Annotated in this window: 12 protein-coding genes; 10 read left to right on the top strand and 2 right to left on the bottom strand. The window is 36.6% G+C overall.

Going from position 1 to position 18652, the window contains the following annotated elements; translation table 11 throughout:
* Positions 1-318: 318 nt before the first annotated feature.
* From ACNHOZ_RS08705 to ACNHOZ_RS08675, 7 genes are all read left to right on the top strand, one after another.
* Positions 319-1644 (top strand): FAD-binding oxidoreductase, encoded by a 1326-nt coding sequence (locus ACNHOZ_RS08705; protein ID WP_168760954.1) that lies wholly within the window; start codon positions 319-321, stop codon positions 1642-1644.
* Positions 1645-3006: a (Fe-S)-binding protein gene (locus ACNHOZ_RS08700; protein ID WP_168760953.1), complete on the top strand. Its 1362-nt coding sequence runs from the start codon at positions 1645-1647 to the stop codon at positions 3004-3006.
* The gene (locus tag ACNHOZ_RS08695; protein ID WP_168760952.1) at positions 2990-4441 is read left to right on the top strand and encodes an FAD-linked oxidase C-terminal domain-containing protein; all 1452 of its coding nucleotides are present in this window, start codon (positions 2990-2992) and stop codon (positions 4439-4441) included. Before ACNHOZ_RS08700 ends, ACNHOZ_RS08695 begins: the two co-directional genes overlap by 17 nt.
* 171 nt (positions 4442-4612) lie before the next feature.
* Complete coding sequence (locus tag ACNHOZ_RS08690; protein ID WP_028412896.1) at positions 4613-6790, top strand: malate synthase G; 2178 nt, start codon at positions 4613-4615, stop codon at positions 6788-6790.
* Between the two features lie 106 nt (positions 6791-6896).
* Positions 6897-7673 (top strand): fumarylacetoacetate hydrolase family protein, encoded by a 777-nt coding sequence (locus tag ACNHOZ_RS08685; protein ID WP_168760950.1) that lies wholly within the window; start codon positions 6897-6899, stop codon positions 7671-7673.
* Between the two features lie 52 nt (positions 7674-7725).
* A complete protein-coding gene (locus tag ACNHOZ_RS08680) occupies positions 7726-8520 on the top strand; it encodes an IclR family transcriptional regulator (protein WP_034268928.1) in 795 nt (264 codons plus the stop codon).
* Between the two features lie 143 nt (positions 8521-8663).
* Positions 8664-9896, top strand: coding sequence for an aminopeptidase (locus ACNHOZ_RS08675; protein WP_034268925.1), 1233 nt, complete (start codon positions 8664-8666; stop codon positions 9894-9896).
* Between the two features lie 60 nt (positions 9897-9956).
* Here ACNHOZ_RS08675 and ACNHOZ_RS08670 read toward each other — a convergent pair whose 3' ends face one another.
* Positions 9957-11081, bottom strand: coding sequence for a site-specific integrase (locus ACNHOZ_RS08670; RefSeq protein WP_447697106.1), 1125 nt, complete (start codon positions 11079-11081; stop codon positions 9957-9959).
* 1015 nt (positions 11082-12096) lie between these two features.
* Here ACNHOZ_RS08670 and ACNHOZ_RS08665 point away from each other — a divergent pair.
* Positions 12097-13599: an RNA-directed DNA polymerase gene (locus ACNHOZ_RS08665; RefSeq protein WP_447697105.1), complete on the top strand. Its 1503-nt coding sequence runs from the start codon at positions 12097-12099 to the stop codon at positions 13597-13599.
* A gap of 198 nt (positions 13600-13797) precedes the next feature.
* Here the strand turns inward: ACNHOZ_RS08665 and ACNHOZ_RS08660 are convergent, their stop codons facing one another.
* Complete coding sequence (locus ACNHOZ_RS08660) at positions 13798-13971, bottom strand: hypothetical protein (protein WP_447697104.1); 174 nt, start codon at positions 13969-13971, stop codon at positions 13798-13800.
* Positions 13972-14731: 760 nt separating this feature from the next.
* On the opposite strand from ACNHOZ_RS08660, the gene ACNHOZ_RS08655 reads away from it, so the two are divergent.
* Both ACNHOZ_RS08655 and ACNHOZ_RS08650 read left to right on the top strand, forming a co-directional pair.
* Positions 14732-15427 (top strand): hypothetical protein, encoded by a 696-nt coding sequence (locus ACNHOZ_RS08655; RefSeq protein ID WP_447697103.1) that lies wholly within the window; start codon positions 14732-14734, stop codon positions 15425-15427.
* Positions 15428-15544: 117 nt separating this feature from the next.
* Positions 15545-17479: a homing endonuclease associated repeat-containing protein gene (locus tag ACNHOZ_RS08650; RefSeq protein ID WP_447697102.1), complete on the top strand. Its 1935-nt coding sequence runs from the start codon at positions 15545-15547 to the stop codon at positions 17477-17479.
* Positions 17480-18652: the final 1173 nt, after the last annotated feature.

Genomic DNA, 18652 nt, shown 5'->3' with positions numbered 1-18652 from the left:
CGATGATAAGGTCATCTGATGACTTATGTAAAAATGAATTCGCTTACATTATATTCTAATCCTTTCGTGATAGGCAAGTACTAAAAGAAACTTTTTTCTAAAGAACGGACATTTTTTTGTTGATAAGAAGAAAATACTGGTTGAAAATCCCAAGAATAGGTGATTAAATGATTGTAAGCGCTTAAAATATATCTTTTCATCTATTCTACTAATTATTCTTCTTATTAATCTACTACTTTCAGTCGTATTATACATGGCACTTCTGTATGTTATTAGTGAAACGTTGTTTGCTATTACAAAACGAGAGGAGTCAATTTATTGAGTACGTTAGAACTTCCAGGTCATTTAAAATCCATTTTATCTCATCCTTCCACACTTGAAGAACAGCATATGAATCACTTCCTTGGAAATAACGGGTCCGTGCATGTTAAGCCAACTTCAGAACAAGAAATAGCAGCCGTTTTAAGGTATGCGGCGGAACACGGAAAAAAAGTCATCATTGAAGGGAACGGTACCAAAAAAGGCTTTGGCGGGCTTATAGACACAGCAGATCTTTTGCTTTCGCTGACTGAATACAGCGGAATTGTTGAACATACAGTAGGCGATATGACGGTTACTGTAAAAGCTGGTACGCCGTTTGGAGAGCTGCAAACGTATTTAAAAACGTACAATCAGCAAGTTTCACTTGATCCAGCTCTAGGAGACTACGCTACAATCGGCGGAGTTATTGCAGCGAATGAAAGTGGCCCAAAGCGCTTGTCTTATGGATCAGCTCGAGATGCAGTAATCGGTATGAGAGTCGTATATTCAGATGGAACCATTGTTCGTTCAGGGGGAAAAGTCGTCAAGAACGTGGCTGGCTATGATATGAATAAGCTGTTTATTGGTTCAATGGGAACGCTCGGCGTTATATCCGAAATAACGTTAAAGCTGCGTCCGCTGCCCAAGTATCAAAGCGTTCTTTTTCTTTCTTTTTCAACAGGCAATATCGAAGAAATTCATGCGTTTGTTAGCAAAGTCTTAGACTCCATGATAGAGCCCGTTTCCTTGGAATTATTAAATCCTTCTCTAGCTGAAGATGTAATAGGGCAGCATCTGTTTACGCTTGTAATCAGCTTTGAAGATGTGGAAAGTTCCGTTCATTATCAAGAGAATTACATCAAAAGCATCCAGCCGTCTGATACGATTTTAAAAGTGCTTCATGAAAAAGAAGCCGAGGTATTTTGGGGATTTTTTAGTAACATTAGTCCAAATGGTGCATGCTGTTCTTTCGAAGAGGAAACGGAAGCCACTTTAAAAGTCGGTGTACCAAATATGAATGTACTTGACGTGATAAACAAAAGTACTGCTTTAAAAACATCCCTTCCCATGCTGGTAAAAGCACATGGAGGAGTTGGACACGGTCTTTGCTCAGTCTACATAAAGGGCTCAGAAGAAGCCATTCTTTCCGTTATCACTTCATTTACTGAAACAGCTAAAACGTACGGAGGATATGTGGTCGTTAAACATTTGCCTTTTATACTGCGTCAAAAAGTCAATGTATGGGGAGAAAAACCTTCTCATTTTCCGTTACTAGCAGGAATTAAAGCAAAGGTGGACGCTAAAAATGTGCTTAACTATAAACGATTTATAGGAGGAATCTAAGTGAATTCAGCGAAAGTGGATATCAAAGATGCTCCATGTCAAAGCGTTAGCAATTATTTGTGGAAAGACGCGCCAGACGAAAAAAAATGGGCGGATTGTGTACACTGCGGAATGTGCTTGGAGTCTTGTCCTACCTACGAAATAACGGGGCAAGAACAGCATTCACCAAGAGGACGCGTGCACCTTATCAAATCGGTAGCAGAAGGAAAGATAAGCGTGAATGAACAGTTTACAGATCCTGTATTTGCTTGTTTGGACTGCCGTGCCTGTACAACTGCTTGTCCTGCAAATGTAGACGTTGGCGGACTCATTGAAGAAGCTCGCGGCCAAATTCGTCAGGCGATGCCTTTGACGGGATGGAAAGGAATGATCAGCAAGTTTTTTCTAAAAGAACTTTTTCCTCATTCTCATCGCTTAGAAGCTGCAGGAAGTCTATTGAAGCTGTATCAAAAAAGCGGGATGCAAAAAATGGTTCGCACAACAGGCATGTTAAATATGATGCCAACACATCTAGCAGAAATGGAACATGTAATGCCTAAAATTACCCGTTCTGTTCGAAAAAAATATAAAAAAGAACGCGTTCTAAAAGCAAAAGCCGAAAGAAAAGCCGAAGTTGCTTTTTTAACGGGCTGCATTATGGACGTCATGTTCAGTGATATTAACGAAGCGACTCTTAATGTATTAAGAAGAAACGGCAACGACGTTGTTATTCCTCAGTCTCAGACGTGCTGTGGTGCTTTGCACGTTCATGCAGGAGACCGAGACATGGGAAGGCAGCTTGCCAAAAAAAATATAGAGGCGTTTCAACATGCCGATACTATTATTGTAAACGCTGCAGGATGCGGCTGCATGTTAAAAGAGTATCCTGAACTATTTAGAGAAGAAGAGCAAGAGTGGCTTGAAAAAGCCGAAGTCTTTGCTGAAAAAGTCCAAGATATTTCAAAATACCTTCACGATACGGGATATCGCCCTCCGCAGGCGAAGCTGCATACGCGCATTACGTACCACGATGCTTGTCATTTAGCTCATGGTCAAGGAGTCAGAGAAGAACCAAGAGATATTTTGCTTTCTATTCCAGGAGTGGAAATGGTTCATATGGCTAACGCAGACAGATGCTGTGGAAGCGCAGGAATTTATAATTTAACAAACCCTGAAATGGCGGGAGCCGTACTCCAAAATAAAATGGAACATATCCCTGATGATGTAGAAATGATTTCAATGGGAAACCCAGGATGTATGCTGCAGATGGCAGTAGGAGTAAAAAAATATGGACGAAGTCAGCAAATTGTTCACACGGTACAGCTTTTGGAGTGGGCCTATCAAAAAGAAGAGGAGGAAGCGCATCGTGTTGAAGAAAAATAGAATAAAAGATCTTCACGTAAAAAACCTTTCTCAACTAGTAGATGCTCATTCTATTTTGTATCATAAAGAAGATTTACTTGCGTACGACTGCGATGGGTTTACCATTCATAGACATTTGCCTAAAGCAGTGGTATTTCCTCAAAATACGAAAGAAGTTTCTAGCATTGTTAAATACTGCAATGAACATGACTTGCCTTTTCTTGCAAGAGGAGCAGGCACAGGACTGAGCGGAGGAGCGATTCCGCTTAATAACGAAGTGGTTATTAGTTTAGTGAAAATGAAGCGGCTGCTTAGCGTCGACTATGAAAACAGACGTGCCGTTGTAGAGCCCGGATTTATTAATCTTAAGTTAACTAATTCAATCTCTGAAAAAGGATATTATTATGCACCCGATCCTTCGAGTCAGTATTGCTGCACCATTGGTGGAAATGTAGCGGAAAACGCGGGAGGGGCACACTGTCTAAAATATGGCGTAACTACCAACCATATTTTAGGGCTAGAGGTGGTGCTTCCAAATGGAGATGTGATTGAACTTGGCAAGCAAGGTATTCCAGATGAACCGGGATATGATTTATTAGGACTTTTAACAGGATCAGAAGGGACGTTAGGAATCGTTACAAAAATTACGGTGCGCATTTTGAAAAACCCCGAAGCCAAACAAACGGTACTTGCCTATTTCGACCGCGTAGAAGACGGCAGTCAAGCGGTATCCGACATTATATCAGCCGGCATTGTGCCCGCTGCGCTTGAAATGATGGATAAAACCGCCATTGAAGGAGTGGAAGCTGCTGCGTTTCCAGTCGGACACCCTAGAGATATTGAAGCTCTTTTATTAATTGAAGTAGACGGCATTTCAGCCGGTATCGAAGAGCAAATCATACGTATTTTAGACGTATGCAAAAAACAAAACGTACGGGAAGTGAAAGTAGCTGAAAGTGAAGAAGAGCGCGCCAGGTGGTGGGCAAATCGCAAAACAGGATTTGGAGCGATGGGAGCTATATCCCCTGACTACCTCGTACAAGACGGCGTTATTCCAAGAAGTAAACTGCCTCAAGTGCTGAAGCGAATCAACAAAATTAGCGAAGAATCTGGCCTTCGCATTGCCAATATTTTTCACGCTGGAGACGGGAACTTGCATCCGCTTGTATTATTTGATGCTAGAAAGCCGGGGGAAACTGAAAAAGCACTCGAAGCCGGAAGCGCATGTTTGCAAGTATGTGCAGAAGTAGGAGGAACGATTACCGGGGAACACGGTGTGGGCATTGAAAAAAAAGAAGAAATGCGATTTGTTTTTAATGAAGATGAAATTCAAGCACAAACGAATATACGAGAAGTATTTAATCCTAAAAATCTATTAAATGCAGGAAAGCTTTTTCCAAGTCCGAGCCGCTGCGCTGAAGTCAAAAAAGAAAAGAAAAAAGTGGGTTATTTTTAGAAAATTCTTGAAAATACATTCGCTCGATGATATGATTTTTTTAACAAAAATAAAACGCTGTTTTGTAATAAGAAACAGTACCGCATATGTTCGTCTTAACCATTTTGGCAAAAAGAATTGAAAGCGCGTCCAAATTTAAAAATGTAAAGAAGTAAGAGGAGGAAACAGACGGTGACAAATTACAAACAAGTTGGAAATCTGAAAGTAGCTCCAGTTCTCTATCAATTTATTAATGAGGAAGCTCTCCCGGGCAGCGGCCTAAGTACAGAAAATTTTTGGTCTGATTTTGAAGCGTTAGTAACTGAGTTAACACCCGTAAATAAACGTTTGTTAGAAAAGCGTGATCAGCTTCAAGCTCAAATTAATGCATGGCATCAAGAAAATCCTGACGGTGACTTTAACGAATACAAATCGTTTTTAACGAGAATTGGCTATTTAGAAGACAAGGCAGAAGATTTTCTTATTGGTACAGAAGGAGTAGACAGCGAAATTGCCTATCAAGCGGGACCACAGCTTGTGGTACCAGTGAATAACGCTCGGTATGCTATTAACGCTGCTAATGCACGCTGGGGTAGTCTCTACGATGCACTTTACGGCACTGATGCAATCAGTGAAGAAAATGGAGCTTCGCGCACGAGTTCTTATAATCCAATTCGAGGAGAAAAAGTTATTGCGTTTGCAAAGAATTTTCTTGATGAAGTTATTCCGCTCGTTCAGTCTTCTCATGCAGAAGTGGTTCAGTACAGTCTTGAAAATGGAAAGCTTGTTGCTCAATTAAACGATGGCAGTTTAACAGAGTTACAGGAAGAAGATAAATTTGTAGGGTATCAAGGAGAAGAAGAAAGCCCTGATGCTCTTTTATTCAAAAACAACGGCCTGCATTTTGAAGTTCAAATTGATCGTACGGATTCGATTGGTAAAACAGACGATGCGGGTGTAAAAGATATTTTAATGGAAGCAGCTCTTACGACGATTATGGACTGTGAAGATTCAGTAGCGGCAGTAGACGCAGAAGACAAAGTAGACGTTTACCGCAACTGGCTGGGATTAATGAAAGGTGATTTGACGTCTACTTTTAAAAAAGGAAGTCAAAACATGACAAGGCGTTTAAATCCAGACCGTACCTATATTTCTCCCCACAAGGAAAAGATTTCACTGTCTGGCCGTTCGCTTATGTTTGTTCGAAACGTTGGGCATTTAATGACAAACAGCGCTGTTTTAGATCGAAATGGCAACGAAATCTATGAAGGTATTTTAGACAGCGTGATTACTAGTTTAATTGCCAAACACACCTTGCTTAAAAACGGTACGTATCAAAATTCTAAAAAGAGCTCTATCTATATCGTTAAACCGAAAATGCACGGCTCCAAAGAAGTGGCTTTTGCCAACACGTTATTTAATTCAATTGAAGATATGCTAGGGCTTGAGCGTCATACGATTAAAATTGGCGTAATGGACGAAGAGCGCCGCACAACGCTTAATTTAAAAGCGTGCATCAAAGAAGTAAAAGACCGAGTGGCGTTTATTAATACTGGATTTTTGGATCGAACAGGTGACGAAATTCACACTTCTATGGAAGCAGGCGCTGTTATTCGTAAAAATGATATGAAGGCGTCTAAATGGCTTCAAGGCTACGAGCAGTCTAATGTAAATGTAGGGTTAGCAAGCGGGTTCCAAGGCCGCGCTCAAATCGGAAAAGGAATGTGGGCAATGCCGGATATGATGGCCGAAATGCTGAAACAAAAAGTGGGGCATTTAAAAGCAGGAGCGAATACGGCATGGGTGCCTTCACCAACCGCAGCAACGCTTCATGCTCTTCACTATCATCAAATTGATGTAAGAGATGTTCAAAACGAATTGCTTACTAAGTCCACTGATTTACAAGATGACATTTTGCAAATTCCTGTGGCCGAAAAACCAAATTGGAGCAAAGATGAAATCCAGCAGGAGCTAGACAACAACGCTCAAGGAATACTCGGCTATGTAGTAAGATGGGTCGACCAAGGAGTAGGGTGCTCAAAAGTACCGGATATTAATAATGTAGGGCTAATGGAAGACCGGGCAACGCTTCGTATTTCCAGTCAGCACGTAGCCAACTGGCTTCATCATGGGATTTGTACAAAAGAACAAGTAACGGAAACGCTAAAGCGAATGGCAAAAGTAGTGGATCAACAAAATGAAAATGATCCTCTGTATCAGCCAATGTCATCGAACTACAGCGCATCCATTGCTTTTCAGGCAGCCTGCGATTTAGTATTTCAAGGCTATGATCAGCCAAACGGCTATACGGAGCCCATTTTACACCGCCGTCGTATCGAAGCAAAGGCAAAAGCAGCTATAAAACAGTAAAAAAACGGCCTGTCAGCATAGAGATGGCAGGCTGTACTTACATCTTAAGAACCTGACTACCTACGATCCTTATTAAAACAAAGCAAATGGGAAAAGGAGTTATGTCATGAAATTTGTAAGGTTTGCTATACAAGATAGCCGTCATACAGGTGTACTAAAAGAGGATACGATCAGCGTTATTGAAGGAAATATATTTGAGAAGTGGGACTATACAGGGCAGACTTTTTCACCGAGTGAAGTAAGGCTTTTGGCTCCTTTAGAGCCGAATCAAATTATTGGAATAGGCGCTAATTATGCAGCTGCAAAGTCGGAGCTGCCAAAAGAAATGCCTTCTATTCCTGTCTTCTTTTTTAAGCCCACATCCTCTGTGATTGGTCCAAACGAAGACATTGTTATTCCAACTGCTATTAAGCACGTTAAGTTTGAATCTGAGCTTGCAGTTGTTATTGGAAAAGAAGCGAAGAACATCGCAGTAGAAGACGTACAGGACTATATATTTGGGTATACAATTGGAAACGATGTAACGGCTCCGGATTATTTTCATAAAGACGGGCACTGGACCATTGGAAAATCCTTTGATTCATTTACGCCTCTTGGCCCCGTAATCGAAACAGAGCTTGATTTTAAGTCGATTCATGTAAAAGCGTTTTTAAATGGCGTTGAAAAACAAAACAGCTCGACAGATTTAATGATTATTTCGGTTGGAGAAATGATTGCTTACCTATCTACTGTTATGACCCTTAAGCCGGGAGATGTGGTTTTAACAGGAAGTCCGGTCGGCGCGGAACTGGTGAGCGCAAACGATGTTATTGCATGCACCATCCGAGAAATTGGGACCCTCCAAAATCCGTTTGTTGCAGAAAAAGAACGTGTAAACGTATAAAAGTGATAAAAAATGCCCGGCAGTAAAATGACACATAGAGGAGAGAGGAAAAATGGAGCGAGAAAATATGGTTAAGTCTGTAAGCCGGGCATTGGACATTGTCACAATTGTCAGCATGGAAAGAGAAGGGGTAGGCGTCACAGAAATTGCAAAGCAAATGGACATTAATAAAAGCTCCGTATACCGTATTCTAACTACTCTTGCTCAGTATGGCTATATTGAACAAGATCAAGAAAGCGGGCGGTACAAGCTTGGGTATAAGTTTTTAGAAGTAAGTTCAAAGCTTTTAGATTCTATTGATCTACGAACGGAAGCAAAGCCGTTTTTGCAAGAACTTGAAAGTGAGACAAATGAAGTTATTCATCTTGTTGTCTACGATCAAGGTGAAGTAGTGTATATTGAAAAGCTAGAAGGAAATCAGACGCTGCGCATGCACTCAAAAGTGGGGAAAAGAGCGCCTATGCACTGTACGTCTGTCGGTAAAGCTATCCTAGCTTTTTTACCGCTTAACACGGTAACAAGCATTCTTGAAAGAAAAGGCTTACCAGCTCATACCGATCACACCATTACAGATGAAGAAAGCTTTCTCCGGGAACTTTCAGAAGTGAAGCAAAAGGGATATGCGCTGGATTTAGAAGAAAATGAATACGGAATTACTTGCATCGCAGCCCCTATTTTTGATCACCTTGGTCAAGTCGTTGCTGCAGTCAGCATTTCCGGTGCTACGATGCGTATGACCAATGAGCGATTAACGTACCTTCAAGAACGCATGGTTGATATAGGCAAGAACATTTCGGAGCGGCTCGGCTACAAAACGGAATCTGTGAAAGACAAAAGTTTGTTCTGATTCTTAGAGAACAAACTTTTTCTATATAATAATCTGTAAAATAACGTAATTGTATTATGTAAACTATAGGCTAGGATTTTTAATTGATGTTTTATTCGTGATACAATAAAGTTGTTAGAATATATACGTAAAGGAGATAAATTATGGAACAGTTTGAGCGCAATATTGAAAAGTACGCCGAGCTAGCTGTAAAAGTCGGTGTAAACATTCAAAAAGGGCAAGTATTAAACATTAATGCTGATATTTCTTCCGCTGATTTTGTTCGTGAGATTGCGAAAAAAGCGTACGAAGCCGGAGCAAAGTCTGTTGATGTAGACTGGCATGACGATCATTTAGTTCGTTTGAAATATGAAAAAGCGGATGAATCTGTATTTAATGAATTTCCTGCTTGGAAAGCTCAGGCAAGAGAAGAGCTTGTGAAAAACGGAGGCGCTGTTTTATCTGTAATTTCAAGCGGTCCTGACTTACTAAAAGGAGTAGACGGCAAACGTATTGCTGCGTTCCAAAAAGTAAGTGGAAAAGCAATGAAAAAATTCCGTGAAGCGATCCAATCTGATAAAATCAGCTGGTCCATCGTAGCTGTTCCTTCGAAAGACTGGGCAGCTAAAGTATTTCCTGACGTTCCAGAAGAACAGCAGCAAGAAAAACTATGGGAAGCTATTTTTAAATCTGTGCGCGTAGACCAAGAAGATCCAGTGGCCGCATGGGAAGAGCATAATGCTTCATTACATACAAAAGTAGACATTTTAAATGAAAAGAGATTTTCTAAGCTTCACTATAAAGCGCCAGGAACAGATTTAACAATTGAACTTCCTGACAAACATATTTGGGTGGGCGCAGGCAGTGTTAATGAAGAGGGTAACTCGTTCATGGCCAATATGCCAACAGAAGAAGTATTTACACTTCCAAAAAAAGACGGCGTAAATGGTCAAGTAACAAGCACAAAACCGCTTAGCTACGCAGGAAACTTAATTGAAAACTTCACGCTAACATTTGAAAACGGAAAAATTGTGGATGTAAAAGCAGAAGAAGGCGAAGAAACGTTAAAGCACCTAATTGAAACAGATGAAGGTGCCAAATACTTAGGAGAAGTAGCCTTAGTACCGCATCAATCGCCAATTTCTCAGTCAAACATCATTTTCTACAACACGCTATTTGACGAAAATGCATCCAACCATTTAGCCATCGGCAGCTCGTATTCCTTCTGTTTAGAAGGCGGAAAAACGATGTCTAAAGAAGAGCTATCACAAAACGGAGCAAACGACAGCATCACCCACGTTGACTTCATGATTGGCTCAGCTGAAATGGACATCGACGGCATCAAAGCTGACGGTACAAGCGAGCCTGTGTTTAGAAAAGGGAACTGGGCGTTTTGAATTAAACCTTGATGTAATAGGGTTTTAACCACCTTAACCTTTTGGTCGGTCACAAGCTGGTCACATATTAACGAATAAAGTGTTTAATTTATCAGCCACTTCTTGTTGCATACTCGGCAAGACGTGGCTGTATTGGTTTAATGTGATTTGAATGGAAGAGTGTCCAACACGTTCGGAGATAACCTTCACATTCACATTTTGCTGAATCAACATGGTTACATGCGTATGACGTAAATCATGAAATCGTATCACAGGTAGTCCAAGTTTTTTAGCATGGTTTTTAAATCTCTTAGATAAAGTAGATGAATCTAAAGGGTTGCCAAACTTTGTGCAGTTCACTAAGTCATAATCGTTATAAGCTATACCTTGTTTAAGTTTATTAGCTAATACTTTCTTACGCTCTTTTTTCAATTGATTAATAAGCACATCAGGAATATGAATAGAACGTACACCAGACGCTGTTTTAGCCCCCACCTTAAGTTCTTTTGCATACCCGTCATAGATTTGTCTAATGTAGATAACTTGTTTTTCAAAATCAATATCTCTCCATCGTAGCCCTAGGATTTCTCCTTTTCGCATACCAGTAAGCAGAGCCATAAGAACAATTGTATAATATCTATTTTGTTTAGCATGAGCAATGTAGTAATTTACCTGCTTCAAGTCCCAAATGCTCATTTCAGATTTTACTTCTCTTGGTATATTCACATGTATTAATGGATTCTCAGAGATGAGTTTTAAACCATGTGCCTTCTTCATAAGCTGATTCATTAAGAATAAAAGCTTCCGAATAGAATTGTGACTAAGAGAAGAATCTGCTACCAAACTGTTAGTGAACTTTTGAAGAACGATTGGATTCAAATCTTGTAGCTTATAATGACCTAACTTAGGTTTAAGGTGATTTCTATATAAGCACTGATGGTTCTTTAATGTACTTTTAGCTAACTGTGTCTGTCTTTCTATAAACCATTCCTTTATAAAACTATCTAAATCAATTAGCTGTGGTTCTATAAAAGTACCTAAGTTTAACTCATTTAGTACAACTGCTAAAGCTTTTTCCGCTTCTTTCTTCGTTGTAAAGCCACGTTTCTTCTTTTGTCTTCGTTTACCTGTTAGTTCGTCTCTACCAATATCTACTATGAAATAATATTTACCTGTTGTTTTATCTTTTTTTACACTTCCTTGCATCTTAAGAGCCTCCTGTATTGCTCTTAAGCTAGTAGTAATTAAAGGCTTCCTTAGGTAATTTTAACATACAGGGATTAAAGAAAATATGTAAAGGTTTAATGAATCTTATTTAGCTAATGTTTTACCCTGACTTGAGAAAGTTTTAAATGTTGATATGAGCCTAATTTCTGTAGGATAAGCAACGATGAAAGAGAGTCCAATATGGATGCTCTTCTTCCTTTCAAAGTGAAGAATAAGCAGAGGGGCGGTAGTTTCCACATATTACAGCCTTCTTTCTGTAAGCATAACCTATAGTAGGGATGCATACACGTCACAAACCTTCCGAAACGATAGCTGACTAATAAAATATTGCTTTTATTAGTTTGGTTATTAAGAATTTATTTTGTGTAGGTCTCCACATAGCTTTAAAATTATATTATTACCAACTTTATATTTTTGTAAAAGAAGGGTTCAATAGAGTGAAATAGTTAGGTATAAATTCCACCTGTAGAAAAGGATTCTTAAACAGGGCTAAAATTATGTGTACTATAGACTATTACAGCGTAGTTGGTGAGAACTATGATTCAAATATTCAATAGTATTTCAACTCATGTAATGCTAATAGTAACCGCTTAAGTTTTAGAATTATCAAAAAAGAAAAGCCATTCTACTATAAGACCGTTAAGAGAATTTGAGCTAGATATGGTCATAATAAGATAAGAAAATAAATTTAGGAGTTCTAGTCGAACGACATTTGACGACGAGGTAATATAACAAACACATCTGTCTACTTTAAAGAGATAGCGACCAGAACCAGTATTCCTATAAGGTAGGAGGTTTTTCAATATTTATGAACTTTAATCTAGAAAAATAATATTTAATGTACTGGGTTGCATAGTAGAATTATTGAAATTTCTTAATTAACTACGAAAAATGAAAGTTAACCTAGTATAATTATCTATAGAAAAGATATCATTAAGCTTTGTAGAAAGGTTTTATGGAATTAAATTCTATTAATTTAAGGGCGGAATAGAAAATGAAAAGTTATTCTAGTTTTATGGATGAATTCAATAAAGATAATATTTTAGAAGGATTACTAGCTTATGGAATGTTTAGTGAAAAATTACCTCCTATTTTTGATGGGTACAAATTTTATAAATATTGTAAAGATAATTCCCCGACCTTTAGCAACTTTGAGAAAGACAGCAATTATATAAAGTATGAATCGATGAGAAATATCAATGTACCAAGATATCTTGGTATTCCTAATCCGATAAATTATTACAAATTATGTAATTTCATTTCAGGCAAATGGGATTCAATTAAAGAACATTTTGAGGAGAAAACTAATAATCAAAGCCAAAAAGTCAGTAGAATTCATATTAGGAAAATGAAAGATGAGAAAACAATTTTTCAGATGAATTATAAAGATTACCGAACCGATGGAGATGGAGAATTAGAGTTTTTACTAGGTGCAAAGTACTTAGTGAATGTAGATATTTCTACATGTTTTCCAAGTATGTATACCCATTCATTACCTTGGGCTTTGGTTGGAAAGGGCTATGCTAAAAAGAACAGAGGTTCAGAACATTGGTTTAATAAATTGGACTTTTATGTTAGAGGAACTACAAATGGAGAAACTCACGGTATATTAATTGGACCTCACGCTTCCAATTTATTATCAGAAATTATATTAGTATGTATAGACAATGAGTTAGTGGAAAAGGGATGGAAATACATTAGAAATATAGATGATTATACTTGTTATGTAAACTCGTATGAAGATGCACAAAGATTCTTAGTAGATGTAAATGATGCACTTAGAACCTATAATTTGATGCTAAACCATAAAAAAACAAAAATATCACCTCTACCTTTAAGCTCAACTGAGCAATGGGTAAGGAAGTTAAGTATAACACCTATAAGCAATGAGTCGTATTTAGACTACAAGAGTTTAAAGCTATCAATAGATGTAGCCATAGAATTGTTGCATTCTAATAATAATAATGCAGCTATATTAAACTATTTAATAAAAGTTGTAGGGAAGAAGCAACTTTCAAGAAGCGCTAAAGATTATTACATAAAAAACATCTTACACTTATCCATAATATTTCCATATTTAATACCACTATTAGATACTCATGTATTTGAGAGTCAAGCTGTTAAAGAGGAAGTCATTGAAAAATTTTCACAGTTGATATATCAAGAAGGTTTTAAAACTAATAATTATGAGATGTTGTGCTACTCGTTATTTTTTGCATTAAAATATAAATTTACAATTCCTGATGTTAACTTTGAAGATATTAGAGCCTCTAGGCATTGTATATTAATGCTATTAGGATACTTGTATAGTAAAGATATTAAAAAGGATAAAGATGAAGTAAAAGTCTTTAAAGACTTAGCCAAAGAATTAATAAATGACAAAGATGATTTTGACGAAAACTGGATTTTTGTATATGAAGTTTTAACTGTTGGATTCTTCAAAAGTGAGTGGAGAATTCTAAAGAAAAACAAGATTAGCTTCTTGAGAACTTTGTAAACTTAACAATCTACGCGTGTAGATTGTTAAGTTTGAAAATATGTTTCTATTCGTAGCTAATAAAAAAGCCATCTCAATCAGATGGCTTTTTTATTTCAGTATTAAGATAGGTCCATTTAATCGTAACCATTCTTTGCGCAATATAGCTCTAAACGTGATTTTAACTTCATTGTCACTGTGCCATGTTCAAGATACCAATTAATCCTTAAACAATTGCCGCAGCTGCTGGCTTTTCCCAGCCTCATCCATCTCAGAAGGAACAGCGGCGATAAACCTTTCTCTCATAAAAGCTAAATCGGCTTTCTCTTGTATAATTCCTTCGAATTGTTTATCGGTGATACATTTAGAAGCAATGAGGCGAATACCTTCCATTCATTCAACAGTAATAGGTACGTCTTTTTTATCGTCGGCATGCTATAACACCTTTCTTCTATAATCATTATTTTAAGGAAGTATTTTGTAGCAACTAAAATTATGTTTTTTAATAGGCGGTGTGTATATATCATGTCAATTGAGAGTGTAGGAACGTAATTGTATCATATAAGGTCGAAAGCTAAGATAGGGGGGATTTCCACAAATTATCCCCTTTTTATTATGAGACCACCCTATAGTAGATTGAACCACACAATACTAAAAATTCCCAGACAATATAGATGCTGTTATAACTCTTCCCTATATTAGAAGTAATAAAATGTTGATTTTATTACTTCTAGTTTTAAAAAAGTTTGTTCATTATATGATTCTATAATTCAGAACAACCAATTTTCAGTTCACTATATTGATAATGCATTTGTTAAGGTTCTAGTTTTCTCAAAATGAATAACCAAGACCTAAAGAACCCCACTTGTATTACTTTTAAGTATGTGAAATCTACGGTTTCCCCATGCTGCTTTAACATATATAGGTTGTAATACACAGGAGTGATTGTTTAAAATTTCATTTTAAACAAAGTTTTTTCAGGATAATAACTATATTTCAATAATTTTGCTTAGTGATTTTGTTAAGCAAAATTATTGAAATTAAAGGTTTTTGTTATTTTTTCAATATCAAAAAAATTATTGCGATATTATCTAATGAGTAATATGATGTTAAATAACGGAAGGGATTGTTTGAGAGGAGGTGATTTCGAACTATGTTTATTGCATACTCGGATGCTTCAGTAAGAGAAGGAGAAACTTCGCTAGGTTTCTTTATTGTCTTTGAGGATAAAAGTGAGATAAGAAGAAGGATAGTAGTAAATGAACGTGATAACAATGTTGCTGAAGCTTTAGCATTATCGGAATTACTGGCTTTTCTCAATTATTACAGTTTAAAGAAGGGTACTATACTTCTGGATTCTAAGGCAGTGAAAAGCCAACTGAAAAAAGAGTGTAAACACAATAAAGCGAGAAAAAGAGATAGAAAAAACCGTAGGAATTTGCCAAAGGGCATATATAAAGTCCTTGAAAAATTACAGATTCGAACCCAACTAATAAGCCGAACACGTAATGTTGCTCATAAGGTATGTTGTAGAAAAGAATTTATTCTATCCACCCCCATTTCTCAAGTTAATCGCAAATACTATCAGGTATTAGGGACATATAAAGATTATTTCATGCAACAATCAGTTTTAGATGAGTATAGAAAAATACATAATAACCCTTCCGCTACCTTTCACGAAGCACAGATAGATTTAAATAAGGAAATCTGGCTAGCCGACCTTGTTGAGGATACAGAGATGACAAAGGTTTATGAGATTCGTGATAAAAGAATAAAAGTTGTCCAAGATACTATGGTAAAAGTATGCAAAGTTAATTACGAGGAACTGGTAACCATTGGAGAGTGTTAAGAAGCCAAAGAGGGTACTCGATTGTTACTTTAATAGCAAAGTTGGACGTTCACATTGCTAAAATATATTAGTTATAAATCCTTCATAAAATACTTTTATGTTAGTAGGGTGGAAGCTATGAATAAAAGGCAAAAAAAGAAGATATATTCATCGGAAGAACTTATTAGATTTCTTCAACAATTTCATTTAAAAAACAACCGTGTACCTAATACAAGGGAGCTTGATAGTACTTCTGGCTACCCTAGTGCAGGAGTTTTCAGAAGGGCTTTTGGTAGTCTTAAAAAAGCATTTGATGAAGCGGAAATCGATGTTGGTAGCCAATTTAGGCTTTATTACTCAGAATCAGATTTAATTAACTATCTAATAAAGTACGTAAGTGAGTTTAAAGAATTACCAACTGTACGAGATATGGATAATGCAGAGGAATATCCAAGTGCTACAGCTTTTCGCTTGAAATTTGGTTCTCTAAGAAAAGCACTAGAAGCTGCTAATTTGCGCATTCCAGAAAATTACAGAAAAAACTATAGTGAAGATGAACTTTTACACTCATTGCAAAAATATATTAAAGAGTTTGGGAATATTCCAACTGTAGAACAAATGGATAAGACAGTTGGTTACCCTAGTGCATCAACTTTTAGATATAGATTTGGTTCTCTTCGTAAAGCACTTATTAAATTAGATATAAATTTACCAGACAGTTATTATGTTTCTTACAAACGTGAGGAATTGTTGGAACTTCTTAGAGAATATTACCACAACTTTGGCTATCCAACATCAAAAGGTTTAGATGAGAATAAATACTATCCTTCAAGTAGAACTTATTTAAGACGTTTTGGTACATTTAGAAAAGCACTCATTGCAGCAGGTATGCAAGTACCAGAGTATACCTTTAATATTTTTACAAACAAAGAATTAATTAACCTCCTAAAAAGATATAGTAAGGAATATGGTTTACCTACATACGATGGTATCACACAAACGAAAGGTTACCCATCTGCATCGGTCTATGTTTCAAGATTCGGTAGTTGGCAGGAAACCTTAATCAAAGCAGGATTTGATTTACCAGAAGATAGGTTGCGAAGATTTAACAAGATTACTCTTAGCGATGATGAAATTTTGGAACACTTGAGATATCATACTTGGTTAAAACTTATTCAAAAAGGTAGAAAAGGATTGCACTTTTGTTCTTTACTAGTTCATCATGAAATAGATGAAATAAAGGACCTACCAGTGACACAGGTATTATTTAGAAGGTTTGGTGGGGTAAAAGAAGCGTATAAACGATTAGGGATGGATTATGATGTAATCAATAAAAAATTGGCTAAACAATATATGATTAGTCAGTTTAAAAAATTGGCTAAATATATTGCAAGAACACCAAGGTTGCCAGATTTAATTGAATATGATTGGTATACAGGGATTTCATTAATTGCCTGGAAAAATCATTTTGGAGGAATAAATGACATTCAAATCGAATGTGGTTTTGAGCCTATATATTCAAGGGTATTCCGTACCAGGGAAAAATTATTAAGTGACCTCCATTGGGTTAAAGAACAACTTGGTGGACAAACTCCCACTAAGGATGACCTTTTACAGTACAGAGAAAACATAGCACATCCTACAACCTATATAAATGAGTTTGGTAGTTACTTAAATGCTTTAAAGCTTGCAGGACTCGAACCAGCTAGGTATAAATATACAGAAAAAGGGACCTTATATCGCTCTAAATATGAATATAGGTTCTATACCATGCTTGAAAATAAGGGTATTGATTATTCCGTTGGTTACTATAGAGATTATATTCCTGAGCTTAAAGGTAGACGATTTACGTTTGATGCAGTTATTTGGATAAGAAATAGGAAGTATTTTGTTGAGTTGTTTTGTGTGATTAACAATCTTGGTAATTACGATAAAAAAACAAAGTTTAAGATAGATATTTGTAATAAGTATGACATTCCTTTAATTGAGTTCTATCCCAAGGAATTTGTATTGAATAATAGTGAAGAGAAACTGTACAAGTTACTTTTCAAAAAAATAGCACTATTAAGTTAATGCGTTACTATTATTAAATCAAATATCTAAGTTAGCAATAATTAAGTACTGTAATCTACACCAACACGACCTAAAATACTCCGACACGAGACAGATTTTCTGTGCATCTCATCCACTAAAAAGACCTTAACAATAAGCATTTTTAAAGTAAGTCTCGAAACGCTTAAAACTATTTTTTAAAAGTCTACTTATCGCAATAAACATCATCAATAATAGTTAAATCAATAAAATAGTTTATGACTATGGAAATAAACGTATTTTCTTCAAGGCGGAGCATCGAAGGTCACTCTTGTTTTGCGCTTTAATAGATTGTAGTTAAGTATCTATATCCCTATTACTAATCTTATAAGGGCTTATTTTAGCAATAGGTTGCTTGTCGGCAGCTAAATCAAACCTAAGTCAACACAATTCAACCCCTTGTAGCTTAAAGGATTGAGAAGAAATCCCCCAAAAAAGCAGAGTTCATTCTGGGATACAAGGAAAAATTCCTCGGAAAAAGGGGAGTTGTTCTAGAGTTTTGTCGCAAACTCCTTTGAAAAAGGGGAAAAGACGGGTTGCAAAATAGAAGACAAATTATAAAATAGAAGATTAATATCTAAAGTAGAATATATGATAGCCCCCCGCATAGGCGGAGACTTCGAACTATGGTGAATTCTATTTTTTCTTGAGGGGTAGAGTTCATAGATAATCAAATTGAATTTTTTAGTTGTGCTATGAAAAAAAATCCTTTGCCACTCACCACAATTTCTCATTAAAACATTTGTAATCCCCTAGTGAATCTGCTTAGATTTAATCCTATGAGATGTGTATTGACATCTTGTAACATCTATGATAGTATAAGCTTATATTAAAATAAATGTACTCGCATTGTTGTTCAAACAACATAGTGTTATTTTGCGACTTGGTTCTATTGCAGAACTAATGACTTAGGCACAGAAGAGTCTATTAATCCATTAATTTGGGTTGGTAGCTTTTCTGTGCCTTTTTGCGTTGGTGTTTTTTAGTAACGAAGCTAGATTAACAGAAGGGAAATGAAGATGAACAAGACTTACTATTGCTATTCAAAACAACTTAAGGATTTCTTAAAAATGAACAATTTAAGATATTCCACAACTGGGAAACACAAGGGTGGAAACATCTATTGGTGCTTTAAACGTGGTGAAAAATTAGACA

This window comes from Priestia sp. D51, assembly GCF_053345675.1.
The sequence above is the reverse complement of the archived record's forward strand: the minus strand, read 5'-3'. Positions and strand labels throughout refer to the sequence as shown.